The 26,784-nt window shown below is 61.8% G+C and carries 22 protein-coding genes; 15 read left to right on the plus strand and 7 right to left on the minus strand.

The features are described from left to right. Positions 1 to 111: 111 nt before the first annotated feature. Positions 112 to 1,548, minus strand: a complete 1,437-nt coding sequence (locus C6571_RS08370; protein ID WP_106446280.1) for a Fic family protein — start codon at positions 1,546 to 1,548, stop codon at positions 112 to 114. A 480-nt stretch (positions 1,549 to 2,028) separates the two neighbouring features. On the opposite strand from C6571_RS08370, the gene C6571_RS08380 reads away from it, so the two are divergent. After that, positions 2,029 to 3,243, plus strand: coding sequence for a Fic family protein (locus C6571_RS08380; RefSeq protein WP_106446281.1), 1,215 nt, complete (start codon positions 2,029 to 2,031; stop codon positions 3,241 to 3,243). 42 nt (positions 3,244 to 3,285) lie between these two features. Then, positions 3,286 to 3,852 carry a YdeI/OmpD-associated family protein gene (locus C6571_RS08385; RefSeq protein ID WP_106446282.1) on the plus strand — a complete coding sequence of 189 codons (567 nt, stop codon included), beginning with the start codon at positions 3,286 to 3,288 and terminating at the stop codon, positions 3,850 to 3,852. A gap of 116 nt (positions 3,853 to 3,968) precedes the next feature. On the opposite strand, the gene C6571_RS08390 is transcribed toward C6571_RS08385, so the two are convergent. Genes C6571_RS08390 through C6571_RS08400 form a run of 3 tightly spaced genes read right to left on the minus strand, consistent with a single transcriptional unit; the run spans position 3,969 to position 8,588 of the window. Then, positions 3,969 to 5,726, minus strand: coding sequence for an ATP-binding protein (locus C6571_RS08390; RefSeq protein WP_106446283.1), 1,758 nt, complete (start codon positions 5,724 to 5,726; stop codon positions 3,969 to 3,971). Further along, a complete protein-coding gene (locus C6571_RS08395; protein WP_211300713.1) occupies positions 5,723 to 6,760 on the minus strand; it encodes an SIR2 family protein in 1,038 nt (345 codons plus the stop codon). The genes C6571_RS08390 and C6571_RS08395 overlap by 4 nt, the downstream gene beginning before the upstream one ends. 22 nt (positions 6,761 to 6,782) lie before the next feature. Beyond that, a complete protein-coding gene (locus C6571_RS08400) occupies positions 6,783 to 8,588 on the minus strand; it encodes a DEAD/DEAH box helicase (protein WP_106446284.1) in 1,806 nt (601 codons plus the stop codon). Positions 8,589 to 8,895: 307 nt separating this feature from the next. On the opposite strand from C6571_RS08400, the gene C6571_RS08405 reads away from it, so the two are divergent. Continuing rightward, positions 8,896 to 10,200 (plus strand): MFS transporter, encoded by a 1,305-nt coding sequence (locus C6571_RS08405; protein WP_106446285.1) that lies wholly within the window; start codon positions 8,896 to 8,898, stop codon positions 10,198 to 10,200. A 110-nt stretch (positions 10,201 to 10,310) separates the two neighbouring features. Here C6571_RS08405 and C6571_RS08410 read toward each other — a convergent pair whose 3' ends face one another. Next, positions 10,311 to 11,492, minus strand: coding sequence for an acetyl-CoA C-acyltransferase (locus C6571_RS08410; RefSeq protein ID WP_106446286.1), 1,182 nt, complete (start codon positions 11,490 to 11,492; stop codon positions 10,311 to 10,313). 204 nt (positions 11,493 to 11,696) lie between these two features. On the opposite strand from C6571_RS08410, the gene C6571_RS08415 reads away from it, so the two are divergent. From C6571_RS08415 to C6571_RS08470, 12 genes are all read left to right on the plus strand, one after another. Next, positions 11,697 to 12,620 carry a LysR family transcriptional regulator gene (locus C6571_RS08415; protein WP_106446287.1) on the plus strand — a complete coding sequence of 308 codons (924 nt, stop codon included), beginning with the start codon at positions 11,697 to 11,699 and terminating at the stop codon, positions 12,618 to 12,620. A 269-nt stretch (positions 12,621 to 12,889) separates the two neighbouring features. Continuing rightward, on the plus strand, positions 12,890 to 14,107 hold the full coding sequence (locus C6571_RS08420; RefSeq protein WP_106446288.1) for a CaiB/BaiF CoA transferase family protein: 1,218 nt from the start codon (positions 12,890 to 12,892) through the stop codon (positions 14,105 to 14,107). 45 nt (positions 14,108 to 14,152) lie between these two features. Next, positions 14,153 to 14,947, plus strand: coding sequence for an enoyl-CoA hydratase/isomerase family protein (locus C6571_RS08425; protein ID WP_245901466.1), 795 nt, complete (start codon positions 14,153 to 14,155; stop codon positions 14,945 to 14,947). 1 nt (position 14,948) lies between these two features. Next, positions 14,949 to 16,769 carry an acyclic terpene utilization AtuA family protein gene (locus tag C6571_RS08430; protein WP_106446290.1) on the plus strand — a complete coding sequence of 607 codons (1,821 nt, stop codon included), beginning with the start codon at positions 14,949 to 14,951 and terminating at the stop codon, positions 16,767 to 16,769. Further along, entirely contained in the window at positions 16,766 to 17,551 is a 786-nt protein-coding gene (locus tag C6571_RS08435) for a cupin domain-containing protein (protein ID WP_106446291.1), read from the plus strand. The genes C6571_RS08430 and C6571_RS08435 overlap by 4 nt, the downstream gene beginning before the upstream one ends. 3 nt (positions 17,552 to 17,554) lie before the next feature. Continuing rightward, positions 17,555 to 18,550, plus strand: a complete 996-nt coding sequence (locus C6571_RS08440) for a Bug family tripartite tricarboxylate transporter substrate binding protein (protein ID WP_106446292.1) — start codon at positions 17,555 to 17,557, stop codon at positions 18,548 to 18,550. Between the two features lie 34 nt (positions 18,551 to 18,584). Then, positions 18,585 to 20,105, plus strand: a complete 1,521-nt coding sequence (locus C6571_RS08445) for an acetyl-CoA acetyltransferase (protein ID WP_106446293.1) — start codon at positions 18,585 to 18,587, stop codon at positions 20,103 to 20,105. A 91-nt stretch (positions 20,106 to 20,196) separates the two neighbouring features. Beyond that, entirely contained in the window at positions 20,197 to 21,003 is an 807-nt protein-coding gene (locus tag C6571_RS08450) for an enoyl-CoA hydratase-related protein (protein WP_106446294.1), read from the plus strand. Between the two features lie 132 nt (positions 21,004 to 21,135). Next, positions 21,136 to 22,134 (plus strand): Bug family tripartite tricarboxylate transporter substrate binding protein, encoded by a 999-nt coding sequence (locus tag C6571_RS08455; RefSeq protein WP_170094706.1) that lies wholly within the window; start codon positions 21,136 to 21,138, stop codon positions 22,132 to 22,134. 173 nt (positions 22,135 to 22,307) lie between these two features. Beyond that, a complete protein-coding gene (locus tag C6571_RS08460) occupies positions 22,308 to 22,505 on the plus strand; it encodes a hypothetical protein (RefSeq protein ID WP_106446296.1) in 198 nt (65 codons plus the stop codon). Positions 22,506 to 22,702: 197 nt separating this feature from the next. Continuing rightward, positions 22,703 to 23,158: a tripartite tricarboxylate transporter TctB family protein gene (locus tag C6571_RS08465; RefSeq protein ID WP_146139321.1), complete on the plus strand. Its 456-nt coding sequence runs from the start codon at positions 22,703 to 22,705 to the stop codon at positions 23,156 to 23,158. Between the two features lie 3 nt (positions 23,159 to 23,161). Then, complete coding sequence (locus C6571_RS08470) at positions 23,162 to 24,664, plus strand: tripartite tricarboxylate transporter permease (RefSeq protein WP_106446298.1); 1,503 nt, start codon at positions 23,162 to 23,164, stop codon at positions 24,662 to 24,664. 52 nt (positions 24,665 to 24,716) lie between these two features. Here C6571_RS08470 and C6571_RS08475 read toward each other — a convergent pair whose 3' ends face one another. Next, the gene (locus tag C6571_RS08475; RefSeq protein ID WP_420852915.1) at positions 24,717 to 25,505 is read right to left on the minus strand and encodes a tyrosine-protein phosphatase; all 789 of its coding nucleotides are present in this window, start codon (positions 25,503 to 25,505) and stop codon (positions 24,717 to 24,719) included. Between the two features lie 23 nt (positions 25,506 to 25,528). Then, positions 25,529 to 26,401: a hypothetical protein gene (locus tag C6571_RS08480; RefSeq protein WP_106448125.1), complete on the minus strand. Its 873-nt coding sequence runs from the start codon at positions 26,399 to 26,401 to the stop codon at positions 25,529 to 25,531. Positions 26,402 to 26,784 lie beyond the last annotated feature (383 nt).

Here is a 26,784-nt window from a genome sequence, read left to right on the forward strand (position 1 = left end):
GGTGGGGGAGCATAGCGGGCAGGGATGCGCCATGGGCGGTGGGCCGCCGCCAGCGTGGGGCGAGGTTCAAGCGCTAGTGGCTATCAAAAAGAACGACCGCCCAGTCCATGATCAGCCCTGCACCCGCACTTTCCACGCAGCGAACTCTGATGGACGCAGGCCGTAGCGTGCCAATACGCCCTCATGCAGGCGGCGCAGTTCATCCACGATGACGGCCTGCACGGCCGCGCGGTCCGGCTCGGGCACGCGGGCGGCCACGGCGTGGGCAATCACGGTCAGCGCCTCATCCTGCGGGTGCGTCACCACCGCGTGGATTGTCTGCTTGACTACGTCGCGGTAGGCGAGGCGAATCGGGTCGGGCTCGGCCAAGTCTTGCTTGATGGCCAGGTATTCCTGCGTGGAGCGCTCGTAGGCCCACACGAACACATCGCGCAGCAGCTCCACCCGCGTCAACTCATACACGCCCAAAATTGCGCGGCTGTAGGCCGCCTCGGGTACGTCCAAAAAGGTCAGCGGGCACAGGTTGGCGCGAAACAGCGGCACATTGGCCGCCAGGCGCGACGTGCGCTTGTTGATATCTGCAAAAGGCTGCAGGTACGGCACATGCACCAGCATGAAAAACGCCTGCTCGAATGGGTCGGCAATCTGGCGCGCCTTGGTGAGCAGCATGTCCAGCGCATCGTCAATCTGCTGCGGCACCGCCAACGGGCGGAACACGCTGTGGCCAATCTCTACGATGTGCTGGCGCACTCGCCCCTCATCCGCCGGGTTGGGCAACAGGTTTTCAGACAGCGCCGCGTGCAGGTTCATCAGCGTGTAGCGGTCAAACTCGGCCATTGCTGCACCGCCTTGCCCAGCCAAATTTCCGGCGCTTTGCACGTTCTCCACCAACAACTCAATGGCAGTCTTGTGGTTCAGGATCATCTGCGTCTCTGACGCTGCCTTGCCCTGCGCCGCCTGCCCATGCTCGATGAGCGCCCGCGTGTCGAGCCGCGAATAGGTATTGCCCTCCAACTGGCTGGACGCCCACGACAGATCAATCAGCAGGCGATTCAAAATCGCCCGGCTGTAAGTGCCAGCCGGCGCGCCCGCCTGGGCGGTGTGGCCCATGTTGTGCAACTGGCGGCGCAGCGGTGCGGGCAAATACCAGCTCACATTGGGTTGGTACGACGCCAAAAAATCGTGCTGGTAGCCCACTGGCTTGCGCGCCGCCAGCGGCTGATCGACATAAGCCTGTACATCGCGGCTGTCGGCAGACAAAGGGATGGCGGCGGGAAAGCCATCGCCCTTTTCAGCATGCCCGCTGGTTGGCGCCACCAGCGGCAGGGCAGCACCGGGCAGATACCGCCGCGCCCGCGCTGCGCCCAGCGCCACGATGCGCCCGTCTGCCACCGCCTGCCCCAGCCAGCGCTGGGCCGTGCGGCGTGCCACCGCCGGGTGCAGCGCCAGTAGCTCGGCCAAGGTCAAACCGGTTGGCGTGTTCTGAATGCTTTGCAGCAAATCGGTGGCGCGCAATGGCGCTGCGAGTGGCGCGATTTTTGAGATCATGGCGCGATTTTGGCGCGATTGACTGAATTGCGCCAGTGTGTTGGCGCGATCAGCCGTTGGAAAGCAAATTGGGCCAAATCGGCGGCAAGCCACCTGCAGCGCGAGCGCAAACAGTATTCGGCGCCAGGTGTCGACACAGCCCTGCGACTTCAAGTCCCTGCCCGGCATGAGCGACCGGAGCGCCACCAATGCACTGGGCCAACGGGTCAAGCGCGGCCCGCTCCAATCCGACGCGACACAAGGCAAGATGCGCTTCGGCTTGCCGCAGCATGCGCGGCGCTTTATGTTTCCGCAGCTGTGGCCCCGAGGCGGAGGTGGATTCGGCCAATATTTGATAGCCAAATCGTCCTCCAGCGCTTACTGAATAGGCGCTAGTAGCTATCAAAAATAAAGCAAAATTAGCTTGTACATCTGCATTTGGGCCTACTTGCGGCGGTATTCACCGCACATCAAGCGGCGAATAATCCGCATAATCGCCGCATGCGCCACCACCGCCCCACCCGCACACCCCGCTACATCTGGCAGTTGTCCGATTGGCCGCACCTTGCTTTTGACGCCGCTGCACTCGCCGCGCCACTGGCCCAGGTGCACCGCGCGCAGGGCATGCTGGCCGGGCGCATGGCCGAGCTGGGCCTGCCGCAGCGCGACCAGGCCACCCTGCAAGTGCTGACGCAAGAGGTCATCACCACCAGCGCCATTGAGGGCGAGCGGCTGGACCTGGACGCCGTGCGCTCCTCTGTGGCCCGCAAACTGGGCCTCGACATTGGGGCCCTGGCCCCCAGCGACCGCCATGTGGACGGCGTGGTGGACGTGGTGCTGGACGCCACCCGCAACTTTGACCAGCCCCTGACCCCTGAGCGCCTGTTTGGCTGGCATGCGGCGCTGTTCCCCACCGGCTACAGCGGGCGCACGCGCATCACCGTGGCCGCGTGGCGCACCGATGCCAGCGGCCCCATGCAAGTGGTGTCCGGCCCCGTGGGGCGGGAGAAGGTGCACTTTGAAGCCCCGCCCGCCGCCACCCTGCCCGCGCATACCCAGGCCTTCTTTGACTGGTTTGAAACCGCCCCGGCGGGCGACGCCATCATCAAAGCCGGGCTGGCCCACCTGTGGCTGGTTACCCTGCACCCGTTTGACGACGGCAACGGCCGCCTGAGCCGCGCCGTGGGCGACATGGCCTTGGCCCGCGCAGAAGGAATGAGTGCCGCCGGGCCGCCCCAAGGCACGAGCGCCCCCCTGGGGGGCAGCGACCCGCGCAGCGGCGGAGCGTGGGGGCAACATGCACACCAACGCTTCTACAGCTTCAGCGCCCAGATACAGCGCGAGCGCAAAGACTATTACGACCAGCTAGAGGCCACCCAAAAAGGCCCGCTGGACGTGACCCCGTGGCTGCACTGGTTTCTGGGCTGCCTGCTGCGCGCCGTGCAGGGCGCAGACGCCACGCTGGCAGGCGTGCTGGACAAGGCCCAGTTCTGGCAGCGCTGGGCAGGCACGCCCATGAACGCGCGGCAAACCCTGGTGCTGAACCGCGTGCTGGACGGTATGGAGGGCAAGCTGACCAACGCCAAGTGGGCGGCGATGGGCAAATGCTCAGCAGACACGGCGCTGCGGGATATCAATGACCTGCTGGAGCGCGGCGTGCTGCGCAGGCTGGAGGGTGGCGGGCGAAGTGTTGGGTACGACTTGTGTGCCAAATAGGCCGGTAACGCATGTGAGATAAGCGCAAGAAGCTATCAATACATGAGCAATACCGCGCATCACGCCTTTGAAACGCCAGAACAGCTCAACGCATGGCTGCAGGCAAACCACGCCAGCGAGACTGAGCTGTGGGTGCGCATCTTCAAAAAGGCCACCGGCCAGCCCAGCGTGACATGGGACGACTGCGTGGTGGCCGCCATCGCCTGGGGCTGGATCGACGGGATACGCAAGTCCTTGGACGACACCTCGTTTCTGCAACGCCTCACGCCGCGCCGTGCGCGCTCCAATTGGTCGCAGAAAAACGTGCAGCATGCCGAGCGACTGATAGAGCAAGGGCGCATGCAAGCCGCCGGCCTAGTGCATATAGAAGCCGCACGCATCGATGGGCGCTGGGCCACCGCCTACGCCGGCAGCGCCACCATGAAGATGCCCGAAGACTTTTTGACGGCGCTGCAACTAGACCCGGCTGCCCACGCTTTCTACGCCACGCTCAAACGCCAGAGCCTATTCACCATCTACCACCGGCTGCAGAGTGCCCAGCGGCCGGAAACCCGGGAGAAGCGCATGGCGGAAGTGTTGGCGAAGTTGGGGCGCGGCGAAAGTCCTTGAAATGTGTCGCCAGCGTGAGGAACATGCAGACGCTAGATTTGTGAGAAAAATTGGTTCATAGCCCTCGTGGAATATGCGTAAGCAGCTATTGAATATGCACGGTCAGTACGTCACTATCAAATTTGCATCGACTGCTTGCGCCACCCGCTGACTGAATTTTTAACAGCATCGGCTGCATCATCAGCTGCCCAGTGATCCCAGAACTCGACAGTTCCGCTGTTGGGTTTTTGTTTCGGCTCCGCGATTCGAATTCGCGTAGGAAGGAGACTTGCGTCACCGACGACAAGTGCCTCGCCCGTATCGAGGACCGGCAGCAAATCACCGAAACTGCCTAAGCTATCCGGTAGCAATCGCTTGACGACTGCCTGATCATCACCATTGGTGAGCCGCATCGCTACCAAGTTATTGCATTGACTCAGAACGGTTCGATTTACTTCGGATGGACGTTGGCTAATGACAGCTAATCCCACTCCGTATTTACGACCCTCTTTGGCGATTCTCTCGAATATTTCTATAGATATATCTCCAGCGCCACCAACATCTCGACGTTCAGGAATGTAGAGATGTGCTTCATCACAAAAAATAGCGACTGGGTGTCTTTGGTCGGTGGGAGTCCACTGTTGTATTGAGAATGCTATTCCAGCGACCAAGCTGACAATAAGTGGGAGGATGTCAGAAGGAACTTCTGAGAAGTCGATGATCTTTACCCCACCTTGACTATCTGGTTGATTTTTTGTGCCTGTCAATAAAGTCTTTACGAGAACATCTAACCACTCGAATTTCTGCACCTCCTCTTCCCCGCCAAATAGAAATCCAAGACGCCGATCAGTGCGCTTGTTCTCCAGACGTTGAATTAAACGACTGAGTTTTCCATTGAAATCTCCGGCTTTTTCAGTACCAGCTTTTGCGCCTGGCACCATCTCCACGTTAATCTCACCGAGTCTCTTCAAGACTCCGTCTACACTAAATGGGATTGGGCTATCTATCGTGAAATTTTCAAGAACGTCTTTGTGACCGCCCTTGGTCAAGTAATCACGTTTTGCCTCAACAATGGTGCGTGACATGATCATTGCTTGATTGGGTGCATTTTGATCACTGCGATCAACAAACATCGAGAGCATTGCCTCGTAACCAAGCAGCCAAAACGGCAAATATAAAACGCCATCCGCCAGCGTTTTTTTCTGATCAAGATCACTTGGCCCGGCTATTTTTAGGTGGCGGATTCCGTTCCCTTTTAACGGACCGTATTCACCGTGAATGTCAAAGACGAGGGCGTTAGCGTTAGGTAGCTCCGCGACTTGCTCCAAAATCCTTGCAGTTGCCCAAGATTTTCCAGACCCAGTACTGCCAACAATAATTGCGTGGCGTTGAAAGAACTTGTTGCCATTCAAGTAAGCATCAGCCTTTTCATCCAGGGTGTAGGCCCCAAGAGAAAGCCGTTGTCCATCAGCACTAATGTTACCCACAACGCGCATGAAGTTGGTCAACTGTTCGCCTTCAACCGCAAAGCAATTGGCTTCGATTTCTGGGACAGTTTCTAGCGTGCGTGTAAAAACGTTCTCCTTTTTGCCTTGCTTGTCAAAGACGGTGCCAATTAGAGAGATTCTTACCAAATTTATCTCTGAAGAGATCTCGTCATCTTCATTCTCCCGTGCCAGTAAGTCGGCCTTCTTCTCTTCGATCGCTGTTCGCGTTATTTTTTGAATTAGGCCTATTAGGTGCTGCCCCGGACGACTGCTTTCCAAAACTGCGAGTCGGTTCACTTGAAGCTTTCTTAGTTTTTCTACATCCTCTACTTGAACTATCACTGTGGACGTGTCAACTGAGCGAACTTTTCCCAGGCTATCTTTGTCAGCGTAGTCAAAAATTTTCATGTAATCACCATCGTTAGAAATTTATCAAGGGACCAAAGGCTCTGACCGGGAATGTCGACGCCATCTGGAAATGTCGTTGAGTACAGGCGACAGCCGGTGCCACTCTCTTCTAAGGCCATGTAATGCTTACATTGACCACTCTTTAAGAATGCTTTAGCTGTTGGAGTAATTTCCTTTGTGATTAGCACGAGCGGTACAGGCTCGGCCCTACACCTTTCAACAAGTTTGGTCTGCATATGAGGATCGTTGAACCCATAGCCCACACAAAAATATGCCCGAGCAGATTGCAATGCCAGATCTGCCCCTTGCTTGATAGACAGGAATGGCTCATCGTGGGTTAGACGATATTTTTCAATACCCGGCGTCACTATCACGGGCTCAAGATCTGCGGGACGTCTTCCTGTACCTGGCAAAGCCATGACCACACCCGCTTTGTCCCTAAACCAATCGAAAGAGCCGTGGACCTTCCAAACGTTCACCGTGCGCGCCACTGTCTTTCCAAGGTAGATCTTTGGCAACGACTCCTTGGTACGCAATCGGAGATGACCGTATCCAAAACCCGTGTAATGGCAGATTTCCCCAGCATCGGCGGCGTACTCTGCGAGGAGGTCGTAGTTTGGGGTTACGACGTCAATGGAGTTGTGAATACTGGCAAATAAGTGTCTGAAGAGTCGTGTCAAGGGAAAAAGAGTTCTGTCTTCCAACAATTTTTCAAAAACAGAAGCATCTGATGGCGCAAGAAACTCCCAAGTTGCAATGACTACATGACGTGTCATCGTCTCGGATAGTCTGAACTCGGTGAGCGCTGTTTCAAGATCCACGGTCTTGAGATGTTCCTTAAAACTATCCCATGCTAAGGAGTCCGCATCTGTTGCGTCAACGGGAGCAGGCGTCGCTAAAAGTCGCGCTCTCAGAGCGGGCATACCAGGAATGCCGTACGCGGCAGATGCACCGCTACCTAAAATGATTACTGGTGCCTTAGATATACATTCCTGCGCCATCAATTGCGCAAAGTCGAGCGGGGTTTTAGCCAAAATAGCTCCTCTTGGTAAATTGCTAATTGAGCAGCGCTGAAAAATTGCTGTGCCCACTGACCGCTATCACCAGCCTATGCGTAGCCCGCGTAGCCGCCACATAAAACACCCGCGCCGCCGCCTTCTCGTCCTCCCCCTCCGCAGGCATATGCCCCACGCCGGGGAGCGCCACCACCGGAAACTCCAGCCCCTTGCTGACCTTCATGGTCATGACCTGAATCGCATCCGCGCCGGGCCGGTATTCGCCACTCTTCTTGCGCACGCGGTGCGGCAGCCTGCGTTGGGCCAGGGCGCTGGCGCACAGGTCCATGGTTTTCCAGTCGGCGCACAGCACGGCCATGTCGCCCCAGGCAAAGCCTTCTTGGTGGGCGCTGGCCAGGTGGTCGGCAATGGCAAAGGCTTCGTCGCGCAACGTGGGCAATTTGATGATGACGGGGGCCTGCCCCTCGCGCCCGCAGCTCACGGGTTTGAGCAGGGGGATGCCGTCGTCGTCTTTGTCGTCTGCGGTCAGCAGGTCTGCGGCGACCAGGCTGGCGGTGTGAAGAATTTGCCGCGTGTTGCGGTAGTTGATCTTCAGGATGGTGGTGCGCCCTTGCGCCTGGATGCCCACGCTTTTGAAGCTGAACTGTTTAGAGCGCGCGCGCTCGTAAATGCTTTGCGCGTCGTCGTACAGCACCAGCAGGCTGTTGGTGGCGGGGTCCACCATTTGGGTGATGAGCTTGAGCCACTCGGGCGCAAAGTCGTGCCCTTCGTCGATCATCACCGCCTGGTATTGGCCGCCGGGGATTTGGCTGCGCTCTACGGCGCGGATGACGTTGCCCACCAGGCCCTCATAAAAGCCGCCGCCTTGGGGTGGCAGGGCCTGCCCGTAGGTGGTGAGCTGGCGGTGGCACCAGCTGTGAAAGTGCCGCACATGCACGCGGTCGCTCAGGCCCTTCGCGTCCATCACGCTGGCCAGCTTGACGCCCAGCGGCTCGTTAAAGCAGAGGATGAGGATGGGCTTGCTGGCCGGTGTGCTGGCCTTGGCCAGGTATTCGGCGCGGTAGCCTAAGATCATCGTTTTACCTGAGCCCGCCACGCCATGGATGACACGGTGGCCGTCGCCCAGGCTGCGGGCCAGCTGCTCTTGCTGGATGTCCATCACGCGCATGATGTCGGGCAGCTGGGCGTCGGCATCGTTGTCGTCAAACAGCGCGCCCTGGGTTTGCACGCGCACCTGGGGGAACATGATCCAGCGCACCCGGTCTAGCTGCGGCAGGGTGATGGCGCCGCCGAAGCGGTGGGCAAACATGTTCCACAGCCGCTGCTGAAATTCTTCGGGGTCGGCGTGTTCGAGCATTTCGTCTTGGCAGATGACGTAATGCGGGTCGATGGTTTCGGCCAGGCCCGAGGTTTCAAACTCTTTGCGGGTGATGCGGGTGAACACCACGCCGTGCCCCCACGGAAACGCCAGCTTGCCTTTGTGCGGCCCTTCGGCCTGCACCAGCTGCGGGTCGCGCTCTAGCGCGTTGACCACCTGGATGGCGCAGTGGCGGGCTTGGGCCAGGGGGTTGATGACGACTTTGGGCTGCCCATTGGCAAGAATGGTCCACGCTTGGCGCGTAGCGTCTTGCACGGTTTGCAGGCGCCAGTCTTTGGTCTCCAGCACCAGCAAGCCCCTACGGGCGTGCAGCACAACAAAGTCGGGGTGGGTTTGCTTGGGGCCGATGGGCACGTTGTGCCACAACAGGTAGTCGGCATCGAGCTTTTGCTCCAGCCGCTCGGCCAGGCGGCGCTCGCCAGTGGAATCGAATGCGGACGAACCTATCGCCGGTATCAATGTCGCCATGCCGCCCGCCACCCTCTTATGTTTTGTGCTGCAGATATAGGTATGCAGTCGTTAATGCACTTTAGGCGGTGTGGCGGTGCGGTGCAACTTTTGTATGGCGAATGGGGCGGTGACCAGCGCGTGAATGCAGCGTGGCTGCAAGACTTGCGTACCGATGGGTTTTTAAGCCAAATTGGCCGCTAGCGCTTATGCATAAAGCGCTAACAGCTATCAAAATGATATTTAGCTACGCCACACACCGCAGCTGCCTACGGGCGCTGGCAACATCCCGCCCGCCCCTGCAGCGCCTTCGGGTAAATTGCCGCGCATGCCCGACACCGCCACGTCTTCCCCCGCTTCCGCCTCCGCCCCGGCCTCCCTCATCGATTCGCGCCACGCCGCCTGGCGTTTGCTGACCACCCTGGGCCTGGTGGTGCTGGGCAACAGCAGCATGTACGTGGTGTCGGTGGTGCTGCCCGCAGTGCAGGCCGAGTTTGGGGTGGGCCGTGCGGATGCGTCGCTGCCCTACACGCTCATGATGGTGTGCCTGGGGCTGGGCGGGTTGTGGACGGGGCGGCTGGCCGACCGGCATGGACTCATGCCGGTGCTGTGCGTGGGGGCGGTGGGGGTGTTCGGCGGCTTTGTGTGGGCCGGGCTGTCGGGCAGCATTTGGGTTTTTGGTCTGGCGCATGGGCTGATGGGGCTGATTGGCAGCTCGGCCACGTTTGCGCCGCTCATTGCCGACACGGCGCTGTGGTGGAACCGCAGGCGCGGCATTGCGGTGGCGATCTGTGCCAGCGGCAACTACATCGCCGGCGCGGTGTGGCCACCCATCGTGCAGTACGGCATTGAGACCATTGGCTGGCGCCACACCTACCTGTGGATGGGTTTGGTGTGTGGCCTGGGCATGCTGGCCCTGGCGCAGCGCATGCGCCAGCGCGCACCGCTGGTGTCGCTGGCGCCGGCCTCTTCTGTGGTGCCGCCGGGCACCGTGGCGGCGGCCCCTGTGGACCGCAGCCGCCCGTTTGGCCTGCGCCCCCTGCATGCGCAATTGCTGCTGTGTGTGGCGGGCGTGGCGTGCTGCGTGGCGATGGCCATGCCGCAGGTGCACATCGTGGCGTACTGCACCGACCTGGGCTTTGGCGCGGCGCGCGGGGCCGAGATGCTGTCGCTGATGCTGGCCTGCGGCATTGTCAGCCGCCTGGTGTCGGGTGTCATTTGCGACCGCATTGGCGGCGTGCGCACGCTGCTGCTGGGCTCGGCCTTGCAGGGCGTGGGGCTGATGCTGTTTTTGCCCTTTGACGGGCTGGTGCCGCTGTATGTGATTTCGGCAATGTTCGGGCTGTTCCAGGGCGGCATCGTGCCGGCCTACGCCATCATCGTGCGCGAGTATTTCGCGCCGCAAGAGGCGGGCGCCCGGGTGGGTGCGGTGATCATGGCCACGCTGCTGGGCATGGCGCTGGGGGGCTGGATGTCGGGCTGGGTGTTTGATGTGACCGGCAGCTACCAGGCGGCATTCCTCAACGGCATGGCCTGGAATGTGTTGAACCTGTCCATCGTCGGATGGTTGTATTGGCGGGTGCGGCGCCACGGGGTTGTGGCGGGGGGCCCGGTGCGCATGGGGGCGGTTTGATGCCCTGACTGCGCATCTGCTTTGGGTCCGTCCGGTCGGCCGGCCCGCTCGACGGGCCGTTTGCACCCAGCGGCACCGGGTCGGCGTGCCGCCTGCGGTGCCGTGGAGGCTTAGAAGATCTCGAACAAGCCCGCTGCGCCCATGCCGCCGCCTATGCACATGGTCACCACGCCGTACTTGGCGCCGCGCCGGCGGCCTTCGATCAGGATGTGGCCGGTGAGGCGGGCGCCGGTCATGCCAAAGGGGTGGCCAATGGAGATGGCGCCGCCATTGACGTTCAGGCGGTCCAGCGGAATGCCGAGTCTTTGCTGGCAGTACAGGGCTTGCGAAGCAAAGGCTTCGTTGAGTTCCCACAGGTCGATGTCATCGACCTTCAAGCCATTGCGTTCGAGCAGCCGGGGTACGGCAAATACCGGTCCGATGCCCATTTCGTCGGGCTCGCAGCCGGCCACGGCGAAGCCGCGGAAGGCGCCGAGGGGTTCGAGGTTCAGGCGCTCGGCTTCTTTGGCTTCCATCATCACGCAGGCCGATGCGCCATCGGACAGTTGCGAGGCATTGCCGGCGGTGACGAACTTGCCGTCGCCATTCACGGGTGCGAGTTGTGCCAGGCCTTCGTAGGTGGCGCCGCGCCGGTTGCAGGTGTCCTCGCTCACGGTGACTTCGCGCTGGCTGACCTCTCCGGTGGCTTTGTCCTTGACTGCCATGGTGGTGGTGCAAGGCACGATTTCGTCGGCGTACCGGCCGGCGAGTTGCGCCGCTTCGGTGCGGCGTTGGCTCTCCAGTGCAAAGCGGTCTTGTGCTTCGCGGCTGATGCCATAGCGCTGGGCGACGATGTCGGCGGTTTCGATCATCGGCAGGTACAGCTCGGGCTTGTGTTCGTCGATCCAGGGGTTATGGCTGATGTCGGGATTCCCAGGCGCGCGCATGGTGGAGATGCTCTCGACGCCACCGGCAATCATCACGGGTGCGCCTTCGCCCACGATGCGGCCGGCCGCAAAGGCAATGGCCTGCAGGCCGGATGCGCAAAAGCGGTTGACCGTGGTGCCGGCAATGCTCACGGGCAGTCCGGCGCGGATGATGCTTTGCCGCGCCACGTTGCGCCCACTGGTCCCCTCGGGGTAGCCGCAGCCCAGAATCGCGTCTTCGATCAGAGCGGGGTCAATGCCGGCGCGGTCAACCGCTGCCCGCACGGCAAATGCGGCCAGGTCGCTTCCCGGCGTGATGTTGAACTCGCCCCGGTGGGCCTTGGTCAGAGGGGTTCGGGCGGTGGACACAATGACGGCTTCGCGCATGGGTTTCTCCTTGGGGTGCGGCGGTAGGGGTTCAGGGTCTCTGGTACAGGGGGCTCGCGCGGTTCGCGCTGCCACGCCTTGCGCGAGGAGCGCTTGGGCCCCGGCAGCTTGCCGCAAGTGGCGGTCGCCGTAAGTCACGCAGGTTCCGCAAAATGGTAAATCTGCTTAAGCTATGCGTCGAATGAATAATATGGTTAGACCATCGTGAAGAACGTTCATATAGAAAAACTCGATCTGAATCTGCTGGTGGTCTTGCAGACCATTTACGCAGAGGGCAGCGTGACACGCGCTGCGGCGCGGCTGAACCTGACCCAATCGGCGCTGAGCCATTCCTTGCGCCGCCTGCGCCAGGTGTTGGACGACCCGCTTTTTTTGCGCAGCGGCGCGGCGCTGGTGGCCACGCCATTCACGCGCAACCTCATGGGCCCGCTGGAGATCGCGCTACACAATGTGCAAAGCGCGCTGAACGCGGCCAACACTTTTGACCCGGCGAGCGATGCACGCCGCTTTGTCGTCGCCATGGATGAGCGGCTTGAAGCCTTCATCCTTCCCACGCTGGTGCGGCAGATTCTTGCCAGCGGGCCTGGCATTGGCCTGAGCTCCATTCGCCTGGACCAGGCGAATTTGGAGGAGTCGCTGCTCAATGGCCGCATCGATGCGGCGGTTTCTGCCGCAGAGCTGCGCAATCCCAATTTCCGCAGGGCGCTGATCTCCAAAGACAGCCTGGTTGTGCTGGCGAGCAGAAAACACCCCATTGCGCAGGGCGATGCCATCACCATCGAGCAGTACCTGCAATGCGATCATTTGGCTGTCATCAACGACAAAAGCTATACGACAGCGGAAGACACCATCCTCAGCCGCGCGGGCTATACGCGCTCGATACGCATGCAGGTGCAGCGCTACGTGGGCGCCATGACCATCGTTGCCCACAGCGAGTTGCTGGTGACCGCGCCCAAGCTTTACGCGACGGTGGTCAATCACTACGCGAAGAACAACATCTTTGCCTTTCCTGTGGCGACCGATCCGGTGGAGTTCTTTCTGTACTGGAACGCCCAGATGGAGGCGGACCTGGGCATCGTCTGGCTGAAAACAGAGATCGAGCGCTGTTTCCAGAGCCGCATTACCTAAGCGTATTCCTGAGCGCATCTCGCGCAACAAGTCCGCCCGTTCCCGGCGTCCACGCTCCGCCGCTGGCTCCTGGCTGGACCCTTGTTGGTTCCCGTTGAGCGCGAAAGGGCTGCGGCCGCCACACCGATCCGTATTCCGATCCATTCATGAGCAGTGTTCATGATCCATGGCTCGGATTGATCATTGGACGAATACATGCACGGGTCATAGCATTTCCCCGGACGCAGGATCAGCGTTGAATCGACCGTCATTCATCAAGGGGATTTGCAATGTCTCAGGAAACCCATGCTTCTCGCACCACCGGACCGCTTGCCGGGGTCCGGGTGATCGACATGACCACCGTCTTCATGGGGCCCTCCGCCACGCAGTACCTGGGCGACCTCGGCGCCGATGTCATCAAGGTCGAAGCGCCCAACGGCGACTCCACACGGCGCGTGGGTCCGCAAGGGGATCTGGGCTTGGGGCCGCTGTTCCTCGCGCTGAACCGCAACAAGCGCAGTGTCGTGCTCGATCTCAAGCAGGAGGCGGGCATCGCGGCAGTGCTCAAACTGGTGGAAACCGCCGACGTGCTGGCCTACAACGTGCGCCCCGCCGGCATGCGCCGCCTGGGCCTGGGCTATGAACGCCTGGCCGAGATCAACAAGGGGCTGGTGTATGCGGGCATGGTTGGTTTCTCGCAGCGCGGGCGCTACGCCAAGATGGCCGCCTTCGACGACATGATCCAGGCGGCCAGTGCCCTGCCCACAGCGATGGCGCAGGCCACCGATGGCGTGCCGCGTTACCTGCCGACGACCATTGCCGACCGCTCGGTGGGCATCTATGCGTTTGGTGTGATTGCTGCGGCGCTGTATTCGCGCTCGCAAACCGGGCTGGGCCAGTCGCTGGAAATTCCGATGTTCGAGACCATGGTGCCCTACGTTCTGGGCGACCATTTGTATGGCCACACGTTTGTGCCGCCGCAAGGGGGCTTTGGCTACCCGCGCGTGATGTCGCCCAATCGCCGCCCCTACAAAACCAAGGATGGCTATGTGTGCTGCCTGGTCTACCACGACCACCACTGGAAAACTTTTTTGACGGCGGTCGGCCAGGAGCATCTGCTGCAGACCGATCCCCGCTTTCAGAACATCCGTACCCGCACCGAGCATATCGATGCGCTGTACCAGATCGTCTCGGACGAAATGGAGAAAAAAACCACCGAAGAGTGGCGCCTGATTTTGCAAGCCGGCGACATTCCGGTGTTTCCCATGCACACCTTCGACTCGCTGCTCAAGGACGAGCACCTGGCCGACATCGGCTTCATCAAGGAAGTCGAACACCCCACCGTCGGAAAGATTCTCGACCTTGGCGTTCCCAGCGAATGGTCGGGCACGCCACCCGACAACCACCGACCCGTACCCCGGCTCGGTGAGCACACCGAGGAAATTCTGCGCGAGGTGGGCTACAGCGATGCAGACATTGAAGACATGCGCAGCCGGGCCGTCATCTGACCTGCGCGCGCATTCCGTCAAGACCCTATTTATCTACGGACAGGCATGAAAGGCAGGCAAATGGAAAACCAGGAACTGTTGGTGGGCCGAGAAGGCCCTGTTCTGACCCTCACCATCAACCGCGAAGACAAGCGCAACTCGCTCAGCCCGGAGGTGCTCGATGGCATCTGTGAGCAACTGCGGCGGGGCCAGGACGACGCCGATCTGCGCGCCATCGTGTTGACCGCCGTGGGCACAAAGGCCTTTTGTGCAGGTGCCGATCTGGCGTCTGGCAAGGCCTTCAAGCCCGACTATTCGCAGCCGCGCAACCAGGGGCTGCCGCAGCTGTTCCGTCTGGCGCGCGAGTCGAATGTGCCCATCGTCGGCCGCATCAACGGCACCTGCATGGCGGGTGGCATGGGTCTGCTGGCCATGTGCGACATGGCGATCGCCGCCGACCACGCATTGTTCGGCCTGCCCGAAGTCAAGGTGGGCGTGTACCCGATGCAGGTGCTGTCGATGCTGCAGCACGTGGTGCCACGCCGCCGTCTGATGGAACTGTGCTTCACCGGTGAGCCGGTGTCGGCGCAAGAGGCTCTCGAAATGGGCTTGCTCAACGCGGTGGTTCCCACCGCCGAGCTGGATGCAGCGGTGCAAAAAATGATTGACCGATTGATGGACAAGTCGCCCACCGGCATTCGACGCGGCAAGTACGCCACCTACGCCATTGAAGCGATGTCTTTCGAGGAATCGATCAAGTTCATGGAGAGCCAGATTGCGCTGATGTCGCAGACCGAAGACTCCATCGAAGGCCGCACGGCCTTCAAAGAAAAACGCAAACCAGTCTGGACCGGACGCTGATATGACCACAAAACAAAAAACCATCCGCATTGGCGGCGCATCGGGCTTCTGGGGCGACAGCGCCGTGGGCGCCAACCAATTGGTCGACGCCAACATCGACTACCTGGTGTTCGACTACCTGGCCGAGTTGACGATGTCGATTCTGGCGGCAGCGCGCACGAAGAAGCCCGAGCTGGGCTACGCCACCGACTTCGTCAACGCCGCCATGCGCGACACGCTCAAGCGCTGTGTGGAGCGCGGTATCAAGGTCATTTCGAATGCGGGCGGCATCAACCCTGCAGCCTGCGCCGAGGCGGTTGAAAAGCTCGCAGAAGAGCTGGGCGTGAAGGTGAAGGTCGCCATCGTCCACGGCGATGACGTCATGCCGCTCGTTCCCGAGCTGAAAGAAAAGGGCGTAAAAGATTTCTACACTGGCGCCCCGCTTCCCGAAAAACTGATCAGCGCCAACGCTTACCTGGGCGCGGTGCCGATTGCTGCAGCACTGGCTGCGGGCGCTGACGTGGTGATCACCGGCCGTGTGGTCGATAGCGCCGTGGTGCTGGGCGCGCTCATCCACGAGTTCGGCTGGAAAGAAGATGCCTACGACCAGTTCTCGGGCGCCTCGCTGGCGGGACACATCATTGAATGCGGGTGCCAGGCCACCGGTGGCCTGCACACCGACTGGAGCACGATTCCTGACTGGGACAACATCGGCTACCCCATTGTGGAATGCGCAGCGGACGGCAGTTTTGTGGTGTCCAAGCCGGACAACACAGGCGGAAAAATTCTGGCGCTTGCGCTCGCTGAGCAAATGCTCTACGAGATCCACGACCCAGCGGCTTACATCCTTCCGGATGTTGTCTGCGATTTCACTGCGGTGCAAATCAGGCAGTTGGACAAGGATCGGGTGGAACTGACAGGCGCGAAAGGCAGCGCACCCACCGATGCCTACAAAGTGTCGGCGACCTACCAGGACGGGTTCACCTGCACGGGCGTTTTGGCCATTGTCGGTTTTGAGGCAGCGGCCAAGGCCAAGCGCACGGGCGAAGCCATTCTTGCGCGCACCAGCCGCATGCTGCAAGAGAAAGGGCTGGGCGACTACAGCAGTACCAACATCGAATTGTTCGGTGTGGAAGAGCCCTACGGTGCCAACGCAAACCCGCAAGCGCAGCAACCCTTTGAAGCCGTGGTGAAGATGACCACGCGCCACACCAGGAAAGAAGCGCTGTCATTGTTCGCTCGCGAGATCGCCCCCTCGGGAACCTCGTTTTCCCCCGGTACGGTCTCTGGGCTGGCGCCCGGCCGTCCCAGTGTGTCGCCCTTGGTTCGACTGTTTTCGTTCACGGTGCCCAAAACGCAGGTGTCGGCACAGATGACGCTGGGCAATGCAGCGGCGCAGACCATCGCCGTGCCAGCAGGGCGCCGCCATGACGCCGGCGCGCAAGCTGCAACCCATCTGCCCGAGACCTGGACGGCCAAGTTGCCTGAGCACACGGACGACGAAGTCGAAGTGCCGCTCATTCGTATCGCCGTGGCGCGCAGCGGAGACAAGGGCGATACGTCGAACATCGGCGTGATCGCGCGCAGCGAGGAATTGTTGCCGTACATGCTGCGCGAAGTGACCGCCGAAAAGGTGAAACACTACTTTGCTCACTATGTGCAAGGTGAAGTGATTCGCCATCCGGTGCCCGGCATCGATGCGGTGAACTTCGAGATGAAGCGCGCACTCGACGGCGGCGGCCTGGCGTCGATGCGGCTTGACAAGCTAGGCAAGTCGCTCGGCCAGATTCTGCTGCGGATGACGGTGAAGGTTCCCGCGCGCCTGCTGGAGAAAAAGTCGTGAGCGACGCAGCGCCATCCCGGTACGTGCGCTCCACGCAAGGCATTGCAGGCTATTCGCCGGCCAATCACACGGGGACATCGAACCAGCGACTGGTCAGCCGCGACACCGTGGGCGCCCAATACCTGGAAGTGTTGATCGGCACCATCGTGAAAGGGCACGGCGCGAGCAGGCACTTTCATCCCAACCTGGAGCAAGCCGGCTTTCTGCTGCAGGGCGCCGGCATATCCGAGATCGACGGCGCCGAGACACTGGCACGGCCAGGAACCTGGCGCCATTACCGCAAGGGGGTGCCGCACCGCGTCACGGTCACCAGCGATGAGCCGTTCAAGACCATCGTGGTCTACGCGCCGCCGTATGGGGAAAACCGCGATTCCGTGGTGGTGTGTGAGGACAACCATTCCCCCGGCCATGCAACTGCTTCCGCGCCGGGAATGCAAGAAGCGATTGCCAAGCGGCCACGCTTTGACTCGCCCCATTTCTCCGGGCTGCGCGCCGAGCCCGTGATCAACGCCGAGAAGTCCGGCGCCGAATACATGGAGGTGTTCGACCTGCAGCTGGCGGCGGGGGGCGGCGCCTCCAGCCAGACGCTGCATGGGCTGGAGCAGGTGCTGTTTGTGCGCGCGGGAAGGCTCACCGGAGAAATCGCTGGCAGCGCATTTGAAGCCAGGCCGGGCGACTTCGTCTTTGTTCCCGACGGCGCCAGCCATGCCTACACCGCACCGGAGCCGAGCGGCGCCGAGGTCTTTTTGATTCGTGCGTTTCCCAGCCTTGAGCAGGAGTGAGACATGACCAAGATCGCATCGCAGTTTTCCGGTGTCCGCCGGGCTCTCGTGCTCGCCGCCTTGACCGTGGGCGTCTCGGCGCCCGGCTTCGCTGCCGACTATCCCAACCGCACCGTGAAGATCGTGGTGCCGTTTTCTGCTGGCAGCGCCACCGATATCTTCGCGCGCAAGATTGGAGAGAAGCTGGGGGAACGACTCAAGGCGACGTTCGTCGTGGAAAACATGCCTGGCGCGTCCGGTCAGATTGCTGCCGAATACCTTGCGCGCGCCAAGCCGGACGGCTACACGATCTTCAATACCACCAATTCCACGCAATCGGCCAACCCCGCGCTGTTCAAGAAATTGCGCTATGACCCGAGCAAGGATTTTCAGGCCATCACCTTGACCAATGAAACGCCGTTTCTGCTGGTCACGCGCAGCAACTTGCCGATCCACAGCGTTCAGGAGTTGATCGACTGGCTCAAGGCCCATCCCGACCAGGCCAACTACGGTTATGGCAACAGCAGCGGCCAGATTTCCGGTGCCTCATTCGTCCGCGGGGCCGGCATCAAGAACGCCATCGCTGCGCCTTACAAAGGCACGCCGCAGGCGATTACGGACTTGCTGGGTGGAAATCTGTCGTTCATGTTCGTCGACCTGGGTGCGTCGATGTCGTTTCTGGTGCCCGGCGGACCGCTGCGCGCGCTGGCCGTCACCGCGCCCAAGCGCACCACCGCAACGCCTGAACTGCCCACCATGAACGAGGCCCTGGGCCGCACCGACCAGGACTTGGTGGCGTGGGGAGGTTTCTTTGCGCCCGCCGGCACGCCACCCGAAATTGTGGCTGTTTTGAACAAGGAGATTCGCGCCATCGTGACTTCCCCGGACTTCGTCGCCTACCGCAAGAGCGTGGGCGGTGAAGTCGTGACGACCAGCCCCGAGGAGTTTTCCGACTACGTGAACAAGTCGATCAAGACCTGGGGCGCCATGGTGCGCGAAGCCGGCATCGAGCCGCAGTGAACGGCCAGTGCCGAGCCTCTGAGAAGGCCGCTTGATGAAGCCAGCAGAAGTGCAAGACCGTGCCGATCGCGCGCCGGTGATCGTGGGCGTCGGGCAGGTGGTCGATCGGCCCGGGCATGCGGCCAGCGGCCTGCAGCCCTCCGAGCTGATGGCGCAGGCGCTTGAGCGGGCGGATGCCGACGGCAAGGGCGGCTGGTTGGCTCAAATCGATTCGCTGGATTTGATTCATTCCGTGTCGTGGCCCTACCAGGATCCGCTCGGCGCGGTGACCGAGCGCTTGCGGCTTGCGCCCCACCATCAAAACTACGGACCTGTCGGCGGCGAAACGCCCGTGCGCTATCTGCATGAGGCGGCTTGCAAAATCGCCGCTGGTGAGATCGAAGTGGCCGCAGTGTGCGGTGGCGAGGCCGAATACACGGTTCGCCTGGCGCAGCGCCAGGAAGTCGACCTGCCCTGGCTTGAGCGCTCGCCCAACTGGCAGCAGCCACGCGACCGCAGTTACCTGCACTCGCTGGCACGTGCGCATGGTCTGAATCAGCCGGTTTTCGTCTATCCGCTGTACGAAGTGGCCTGCCAGGCGGCATGGGGGCAGACGCCACAGGAAGGATTGGCGGAATCGGCTGATCTGTGGGCCGGACTCTCGCAGGTGGCAGCTGCAAACCCTTACGCGTTCATTCGCGAGCCGCGCAGCGCCGCTGAAATTGCCAAGGTGTCTCCGTCGAATCGACCCATTGCCTGGCCGTACTCCAAGCTGATGGTAGCCAATCCGGTGGTCAATCAGGGCGCTGCGTTCATCGTGACCAGTCTGGCGCGCGCGCGGGCGGCGGGCATTCAAGAGGATCGGTTGGTCCACGTGGGTCCCGGCGCAGCAGCGAACGAATTGCGCGACTGGTTGAGCCGGGAGCGCTACGACCAGTCCGTTGCCCAGGACTGCGTGCTCGAAAGCGTGCTCGCGCAGGCCGGTCTGTCGGGCCCAGAGATCGAATGGGTGGAGCTTTACAGCTGCTTTCCCTGTGTGCCGAAAATGGCGCGGCGCTCGCTCCAAATGGCCAGCGATCGTGCCATTTCCGTGACGGGTGGGCTGACCTTTTTCGGCGCACCGCTGAACAATTACATGGCACATGCGATTGCCGCCATGGTGGCTCGGTTGCGCGACCAGCCTGCGTCCTGTGGTCTTGTCTACGGCCAAGGGGAGTTCGTTACCAAACACCATGCCCTGATGTTGGGCGGCGGCGCGCGGCCTTGGCCGGGCGAAGCCCATGCGCGTGAGCGGGCCGAAGCGCAAGTCGTGCCGACGGCGGCCCCCGCTGTTGCCACGGAGGCGACGGGTTCGATCCGGGTGGAATCGGGCACGGTTCTTTTTGGCCGCGACGGCATTCCCACGCATGGCGTTGTGGTGGGCCGCAGCAGCGACAACGCACGCACGCTCGCACGTGTCCCGGCGAGTGACCAGCGCGGCATCGATGCACTGATGCGTCCGGACCGCACGCCCGTGGGCCGGATGGCCCGTCTGTACAAGGCGGACGACGGCCTGCTCGAATGCGCCTTCGATTGAAGCACCAGCGGGCTCCGTACGCAGGCGCATTGGCGCTCGCACAGCGGGGCAATGCATGAACGAACGATCAGCAGAGAAACAGGAATGAGACATGACGACACAGCTTGAACACTTGGCGGCACCTGACGCAGTGGTGCGCTTCGAAATTCGGAACGGCCATACGGCACTCGTCACTCTGAATCGGCCCGATGCGCGGAACGCTGTGAGCGCAGCGATGGCCCAGGCCCTCGAAGCCATCGTCGACGCAACGCAGGCGGATGCCAATATCCGCGCCGTGGTTCTGGCCAGTTCCCACGCGGACGTCTTTTGTGCAGGCGCCGATCTCAAAGAAGTGCATGCGGGCCGTGGCGACCAGCTCTTTACCGAACGCAATGGCTTCGCAGGCCTGGTGTTCGCCGAACGAACCAAGCCATGGATTGCTGCAGTCAACGGCAAGGCGTTGGCCGGCGGATGCGAGTTGGTACTTGCCTGTGACATGGTCGTGGCCTCGCCGCGTGCCGGCTTTGGTTTGCCCGAAGTGCTGCGCGGCCTGGTTGCAGCCGCCGGCGGCATGTACCGCTTGCCGCGCGTGCTTCCACCCAATATCGCGCTGGAATTGATTGCCACCGCACTGCCCTTGGGGGGTGAGCGCGCCTATGCGCTCGGCATGGTCAATCGCCTGGTGGACCCGGAACAGGTGCTCAATGAAGCCTTGCTGCTGGCCAGCCAGATTGCCGCAAATGCACCGATTGCGGTGCGAGAAAGTTTGCGCGTTGCTCGCGCGGCTTTCGCCCAGAACGAGGCCGGCTTGCGCGCTATCACCCGCGAAGCACGCGGCGCCGTGTTCGCCAGCAATGACTACAAGGAAGGCCCTCTGGCGTTCATCGAAAAGCGCAAGCCGTGCTGGACCGGAACCTGATGCAACAGTCCTTTTTGTTTTGCCAATGCCGATTGGGCCCTAGACATCATGGTCGCCGCCTACCTTCTGGCGGCGACCATGATGTCTAGAGAGTTTCCGCCGTCTTTCCACCATTCCATGAGGACCCAAACCATGACATTTTTCTCCAAAGTCTGCCAACAATCGCGCCGAGGACTTGTGCTTTTCGGCCTCTCCATCGCCGCCATCGGCGTCGCCAGCGCCCAGGCATCCGACTATCCCTCCAAGCCCATACGGCTGGTCGTGCCCTTCTCGCCTGGCAGCGGCACCGATCTGACCACCCGCTTGATTGCCTCGGGCATGCAAGACGCCCTCAAAACCACAGTGGTGGTGGAGAATTTTCCGGGGGCATCCGGACAAATCGCTGCAACGACCGTGGCAAAAGCTAAGCCGGATGGCTACACGCTGTTTTTCACGACCAACACCTCGCAAGCAGCCAACGTGTCGCTCTTCAAGTCGCTTCCCTACGATCCGATCAAGGACTTTGCACCCGTCACGCTGCTGAGTGAAACGCCGTTTCTGTTGGTTGTCCGAAAAAACATGCCCGTGAAAAACGTCAAGGAACTGGTGGCCTGGCTCAAGGCACATCCTTCAGACGCGTCGTATGGCTTTGGCAACAGCACCGGTCAGGTGGCGGGAGCTGCGCTGATGCAAGCCATGGAAGTCGAGGCGGTTCCCGTGCCGTACAAGGGAACCCCGGCTGCGGCGTCCGACGTGATCGGCGGGCGCCTTGCATTCATGTTCATTGATACCGCTGCAGCCCAAGCCTTCATCGGAGCCGAAGGTCCGTTGCACCCGCTCGCCATCACGTCTGTTGCGCGCAGCCCGCTGGTGCCCGACGTTCCCACGCTGCTGGAGGCGACAGGCGTCGAGGACCTTGACCTGGTCGCCTGGCTGGCGGTGTACGCGCCGGCCGGTACGCCCGCTGACATCGTCGCCAAACTCAACGGCGTGATCCACAAGACCACCTCCACCCCAGAGTACGAAGCGCGTGCCAAGAGCCTCTCGAGCGACTTGAAGCGGTCAACGCCGGAAGAGCTGGGTGCGTACACCAAGGCGGCAATCGAGAGCTGGCGCTCCAAGATCAAGGCAGCCGGTATCCAACCCCAGTAGTTGCGGCCAAAGCCTGTCGAAGCATGAGATTGCGTCATCCATGCGACTGCGTTGGTCTCGGTTTCTTGGCAAGCTAGCGAACCTTTGGTCGCTCTCGCTACAAATGCGTTGCGGCCAAACAGGCGCGCCCATGGCGCAAAAACTGGCTATGGCTTGGCTGAACCGGGATTGAAATGACTACTGAGAAAAAAACCATCCGCATTGGCGGCGCAGGCGGCTTCTGGGGCAATCCCGGTGTGGAGACACCTCAGTGGGTCAACAGCGGGGCGATTGGCCATGCACTGGACGAAGGCCTGACGGAGCCGACCATGTCCCGCCTGGCCAGTGCGCACCTCAAGCGCCCCCAAGGGCTTTTGCAGTCGACTTCGTGACCGTCGCCATGACCATTTTTGTGCAAGGATGCGCTGGGCAAGGGCATCGGGAAGATCTGGTTGGAGATGCAGATCTTTGTTCCAGTGCATTTGCTATTCTGCGATGGCACTGCCTTAACGATAAGCGCCTAATAGCTTCGGCAGAACGCAAATGACCATTCCAACAACGACCCGAAAGACGGTCTTCGGAGCATGCGGTGAAACCTGATACTCGCGATTTTATTGCTGGCGTTGCCATGATGGCGATTGGTGGTTTTGTGGCGCTTTATGCGTCCAACCAGTATCAAATCGGCGATGCCGCCCGCATGGGGCCGGGCTACTTCCCCACGTTGCTGGGCGCTATCCTGGCCTTTCTTGGCCTGGTGATCACGGTGCTCTCGTTCCGTGAGGTGGTCCATATCCTCACGCCGCCGCCGTTCACGCCGCGACCCTTCATCGCAGTGATCGCTGCGGTGGCGCTGTTCGCCTTGCTTATTACGCGCATCGGGCTCATCCCGACGACCATTCTGATGGTCATCGTCACCGCTGCGGGAAGCAACAGCTTCCGGCCGGGACGAGCCTTGGTGCTCGGAGTGTCCCTTTCAGCTATTGCCTGGCTCATCTTTTCTTTTGGTCTGCAGATGACTCTGCCCGCCTTTGCCTGGGAGTTTTGAGCCATGGAATTCTTTTCGCTCTTTGCGGCCAATCTCGCCATAGGTATCCAGGAGGCGGTGACGCTGACCAACCTCTGGTACTGCTTTGTCGGGGTGTTTCTGGGCACCTTGGTCGGTGTGCTGCCGGGGCTGGGTTCGCTGATTGCGATTTCGCTGCTGCTGCCCATCACCTACCACCTGCCTGCTACAGGGGCGCTCATCATGCTGGCCGGGGTGTACTTTGGTGCCGACTACGGAGGCGGCACCTGCTCGATTTTGCTGGGGGTGCCTGGACACGCGGCGGCTGCGGTCGATGTGCTTGACGGCTACCCCATGGCCAAGCAGGGGCGCGGCGGCATTGCGCTGTTCATGAAGTGCATCGCCTCGTTCTGGGGCTCGGTCGTCGGCATCACGCTGCTGATGTTTTTCGCCCCGATTCTCGCGGGCTGGGCCTTGAATTTCGGGCCTTCCGAATACTGTGCGCTGATGTTGCTGGGCCTGATTGCCGCCTCGACGGTGGGTCAGGGTTCGCCCATCAAGGGCGTAGCGATGGTGTTCGTCGGTCTCATCCTGGGTGTGGTGGGAACCGACATCAACAGCGGGGTGTCGCGCTTTGCTTTTGATATTCCCGAACTGACCGACGGCATCAGCCTGGTGGCCATGGCCATGGGTCTGTTTGCGATCACCGAAGTCATCAAGAGCGCCAACACGTCGCGAGTGACGCCGGAAGAGCAGAGTTTTTCGCTGCGCGACCAGATGCCCACGCGCGAAGACTGGCGCCGCTCTTTCGGCCCGATGCTGCGCGGCTCAGGGCTGGGGGCGTTCTTTGGTTCGCTTCCTGGCACCAGCGGTGGCATGGCGACTTTTCTGTCTTATTCGATGGAAAAGCGGATTTCCAAGCACCCGGAAGAATTCGGCAAGGGCGCGATCGAAGGGATTGCCGGCCCCGAGGCCTGCAACAACGCCGGTGTGGGCACGGCCTTCATTCCGACGCTGACGCTGGGTATCCCGGGCGACGCCATCATGGCGCTGATGTTGGGTGCTCTCACCATCCAGGGCATTCAGCCCGGCCCTCAGGTGCTTACCAGCCACCCCGAACTGTTCTGGGGCCTGATCGTCAGCTTCTTCATCGGCAACCTCTTTCTGGTGATCCTGAACATTCCGCTGATCGGCATGTGGGTCAAGCTGCTGTCCATTCCCTACCACCTGATGTTCCCATCCATTGTGCTGTTCACCTGCATCGGGGTGTACAGCACCAGCAACAGCACCTTCGACGTCTGGATTTTGCTGGGCTTTGGCTTCGTGGGCTATCTGATGGCGCTGCTGCGCCTGGAGGTGGTGCCGGTGCTGCTGGGCCTGATTCTGGGGCCGATGCTGGAGGAGAACTTCCGTAGAACGCTGCTGCTCTCGCGCGGCAGCTTCAGCGTGTTCGTCGAGCGGCCGATCACCGCTGTGGCGCTCGCGGTCTGCGCGGGCTTGTTGATCTGGTCGATCTGGGGCAGCATGAAGAAGAAGGTCGTGGCCTGAGGCCACCGGGCGGGCTGGGCGCGCGTTGCTGCGCCCGCCTACCCCTCTCGCACTACTTGCCCTGCAAGTAGCGGCGCGACAATTCGCTTCGTGCGGGCGCATCGAGACCCAGCACTTCGGTGAGATAGGTTTCATGCCCGCCATAGTCCTGATCCACCTTCTGCAGAGCGGTGTCGAGAAACTCGCGCTGCACGCGCCAGAGCACGGCAAGCACCTCTTCCGGCGCATGCCCCGCCGCCATCGCCGGGCGGCGATAAAGCTCGTTGGTGAGCAAATAGTCGCGCATCACCACGTCGCGCGGCACGCCGAGCGCCAGCAGAATGAGCGCTGCAGCAAAACCCGTGCGGTCCTTGCCAGCGGTGCAGTGAAAGACCAGCGGCGCGTCCTTGGCGAGCAGGATGCGAAAGAACTCGGCAAAACGCGGTGCGTTCTCATGCACAAAGCCGCGATAGGTTTCCTGCATCAGCTCGACGGCGTCTTGCGACGTGAGCGCACGGCCGCTGCGCTGCAATTCAATGGCACGCTGCACCACGGTGGGCTCAATGGCCAGCTGGTGGTGCTCGACTTCGGGCAACAGATAGGCAAGCTGGGCGCGCTCCTGCTCGCCACGAAAATCCACTGTGCGCGCGATGCCCAGCGCAGCCAGGCGTGCCCGGTCGTCCGGTGTGAGCGATGCCAGGTGGTCGGAGCGAAAAATGCGCCGCCACGCCACCTGCCGACCGTCCTGGCCGGTGTAACCCCCCAGATCGCGGAAGTTGCTGGCGCCAGCCAGCGGCAGGGAACGGGAGGGTGTTGCGTCGGGCATGGGAGCCTGCGGTGGGGGCAAATCGGGTGTGTGCATGGCGCTGAGCGTAGCGCAAGCGGCTAGATGGGGCTCGGCCCCATCCATATGCCGCTTCGCAGGCCTGTGGGGCGCTCGGCAGCCCAGACCTGCCCGCTGGTGGTCCAGGCTTCTTCCTGTACGCTCAGTCCGGCAAACACGCCATAGCCATCGCCAGGGCAGATCGATTGCCCGGCCGAGAGGGTTTCACCGGCCTTGATCGCACCCTGCGCGTGAATCGATTCGCCGGCCTTGATGCCCCAGCCCGCTTCGAGATGCACCACTCCACCGATGGCGCCGCCCACCAGAATGCCCTGAACGGTGCGCAAACTCTCGCGCACCGTCAGGTGCCCACCCACGCGCAGGCCTTTGCCGCACTCCACGGCGCCGTGCGCGATGAGGTCCTGCCCGACGAATCCGCCGCCCAGCAGCTGCAAACGCCCGCCGCAAATGGCGTCCCAGCCTGCACGCAGGTCGCCGGCGCAGGTGATGTCGCCCCCGGTCTCGATGCCCCACTGCGCGCGCACATCGCCGCCCGCCTGCAGCGCAGCACCCGCTCGGATGCTGCCTTCCACGCGGATATCGCCGCCCACGGTGATGGCGCCACCGGCACGCAGGCCGCCCCCGGCGCGAATGGACCCGCCGGTGTGAATGACGGTGTCGGCATCGATGCTGCCGCGCACCTCCAGCGTTCCGGCAAAGACGATGGCTTCAGCGTCGAGCGCGTCCAGCGTGAGCACCTCCTGCGTCGGCCCAAACTGCGTGAGCAGCCAGCAGGCGTCTTCTACGCGTCCGGCCTGGACCAAGGTGTCCAGGGCTTCCTGGTAGCCGCTGCCGTCCTGGACGTTGCGGCTGAACCAGCGAAAGCCGTTGGCGCACGGGTTCTTGGATCGCAGGAATTGCTTGGTGAACTCCATGCCGGCGACGGCACCGCGAGAGGCGGCCAAGGCGGGGGCTTGCAAAGAGCAAGGCTGGATGGACGGGTGTCCATCGGTGGCAAGTTCGGGTGGCATGGCCATCTCCTGAAGAGAGCGGCCCGACACGCCCGAGATCAGGCTAAGGTGACGGCCGCCATCGCGCGGGGAGGGTGCCCGGCGATGGGGGATTTGCGCGTGGAAAAAAGGAAGTGTGCGAATCGCCGGGCGAGGAAATGTGCGACCGGTTTGTATGGCCAGATCTCGCGCCCCAGCACGCCCGTGCAGCGCAGCGCGCTGCGGCAGCAGCGGGCTGGAAGGTGGAGCGTGCGGTGCGAAGGCATGGTGGGCGATGGTAGCAGCGTGTGCCAACCCGGCGCCTGCCG

Origin of the sequence: Simplicispira suum, assembly GCF_003008595.1 — a bacterium.
GTDB lineage: Bacteria > Pseudomonadota > Gammaproteobacteria > Burkholderiales > Burkholderiaceae_C > Simplicispira > Simplicispira suum.

Excerpts from the sequence above, each read along its gene's own strand:
- C6571_RS08370 (WP_106446280.1), bottom strand. The coding sequence starts at position 1,548 with ATGATCTCAAAAATCGCGCCACTCGCAGCGCCATTGCGCGCCACCGAT.
- C6571_RS08380 (WP_106446281.1), top strand. The coding sequence starts at position 2,029 with ATGCGCCACCACCGCCCCACCCGCACACCCCGCTACATCTGGCAGTTG.
- C6571_RS08385 (WP_106446282.1), top strand. The coding sequence starts at position 3,286 with ATGAGCAATACCGCGCATCACGCCTTTGAAACGCCAGAACAGCTCAAC.
- C6571_RS08390 (WP_106446283.1), bottom strand. The coding sequence starts at position 5,726 with ATGAAAATTTTTGACTACGCTGACAAAGATAGCCTGGGAAAAGTTCGC.
- C6571_RS08400 (WP_106446284.1), bottom strand. The coding sequence starts at position 8,588 with ATGGCGACATTGATACCGGCGATAGGTTCGTCCGCATTCGATTCCACT.
- C6571_RS08405 (WP_106446285.1), top strand. The coding sequence starts at position 8,896 with ATGCCCGACACCGCCACGTCTTCCCCCGCTTCCGCCTCCGCCCCGGCC.
- C6571_RS08410 (WP_106446286.1), bottom strand. The coding sequence starts at position 11,492 with ATGCGCGAAGCCGTCATTGTGTCCACCGCCCGAACCCCTCTGACCAAG.
- C6571_RS08420 (WP_106446288.1), top strand. The coding sequence starts at position 12,890 with ATGTCTCAGGAAACCCATGCTTCTCGCACCACCGGACCGCTTGCCGGG.
- C6571_RS08425 (WP_245901466.1), top strand. The coding sequence starts at position 14,153 with ATGAAAGGCAGGCAAATGGAAAACCAGGAACTGTTGGTGGGCCGAGAA.
- C6571_RS08430 (WP_106446290.1), top strand. The coding sequence starts at position 14,949 with ATGACCACAAAACAAAAAACCATCCGCATTGGCGGCGCATCGGGCTTC.
- C6571_RS08440 (WP_106446292.1), top strand. The coding sequence starts at position 17,555 with ATGACCAAGATCGCATCGCAGTTTTCCGGTGTCCGCCGGGCTCTCGTG.
- C6571_RS08445 (WP_106446293.1), top strand. The coding sequence starts at position 18,585 with ATGAAGCCAGCAGAAGTGCAAGACCGTGCCGATCGCGCGCCGGTGATC.
- C6571_RS08450 (WP_106446294.1), top strand. The coding sequence starts at position 20,197 with ATGACGACACAGCTTGAACACTTGGCGGCACCTGACGCAGTGGTGCGC.
- C6571_RS08455 (WP_170094706.1), top strand. The coding sequence starts at position 21,136 with ATGACATTTTTCTCCAAAGTCTGCCAACAATCGCGCCGAGGACTTGTG.
- C6571_RS08460 (WP_106446296.1), top strand. The coding sequence starts at position 22,308 with ATGACTACTGAGAAAAAAACCATCCGCATTGGCGGCGCAGGCGGCTTC.
- C6571_RS08470 (WP_106446298.1), top strand. The coding sequence starts at position 23,162 with ATGGAATTCTTTTCGCTCTTTGCGGCCAATCTCGCCATAGGTATCCAG.
- C6571_RS08475 (WP_420852915.1), bottom strand. The coding sequence starts at position 25,505 with ATGCACACACCCGATTTGCCCCCACCGCAGGCTCCCATGCCCGACGCA.
- C6571_RS08480 (WP_106448125.1), bottom strand. The coding sequence starts at position 26,401 with ATGGAGTTCACCAAGCAATTCCTGCGATCCAAGAACCCGTGCGCCAAC.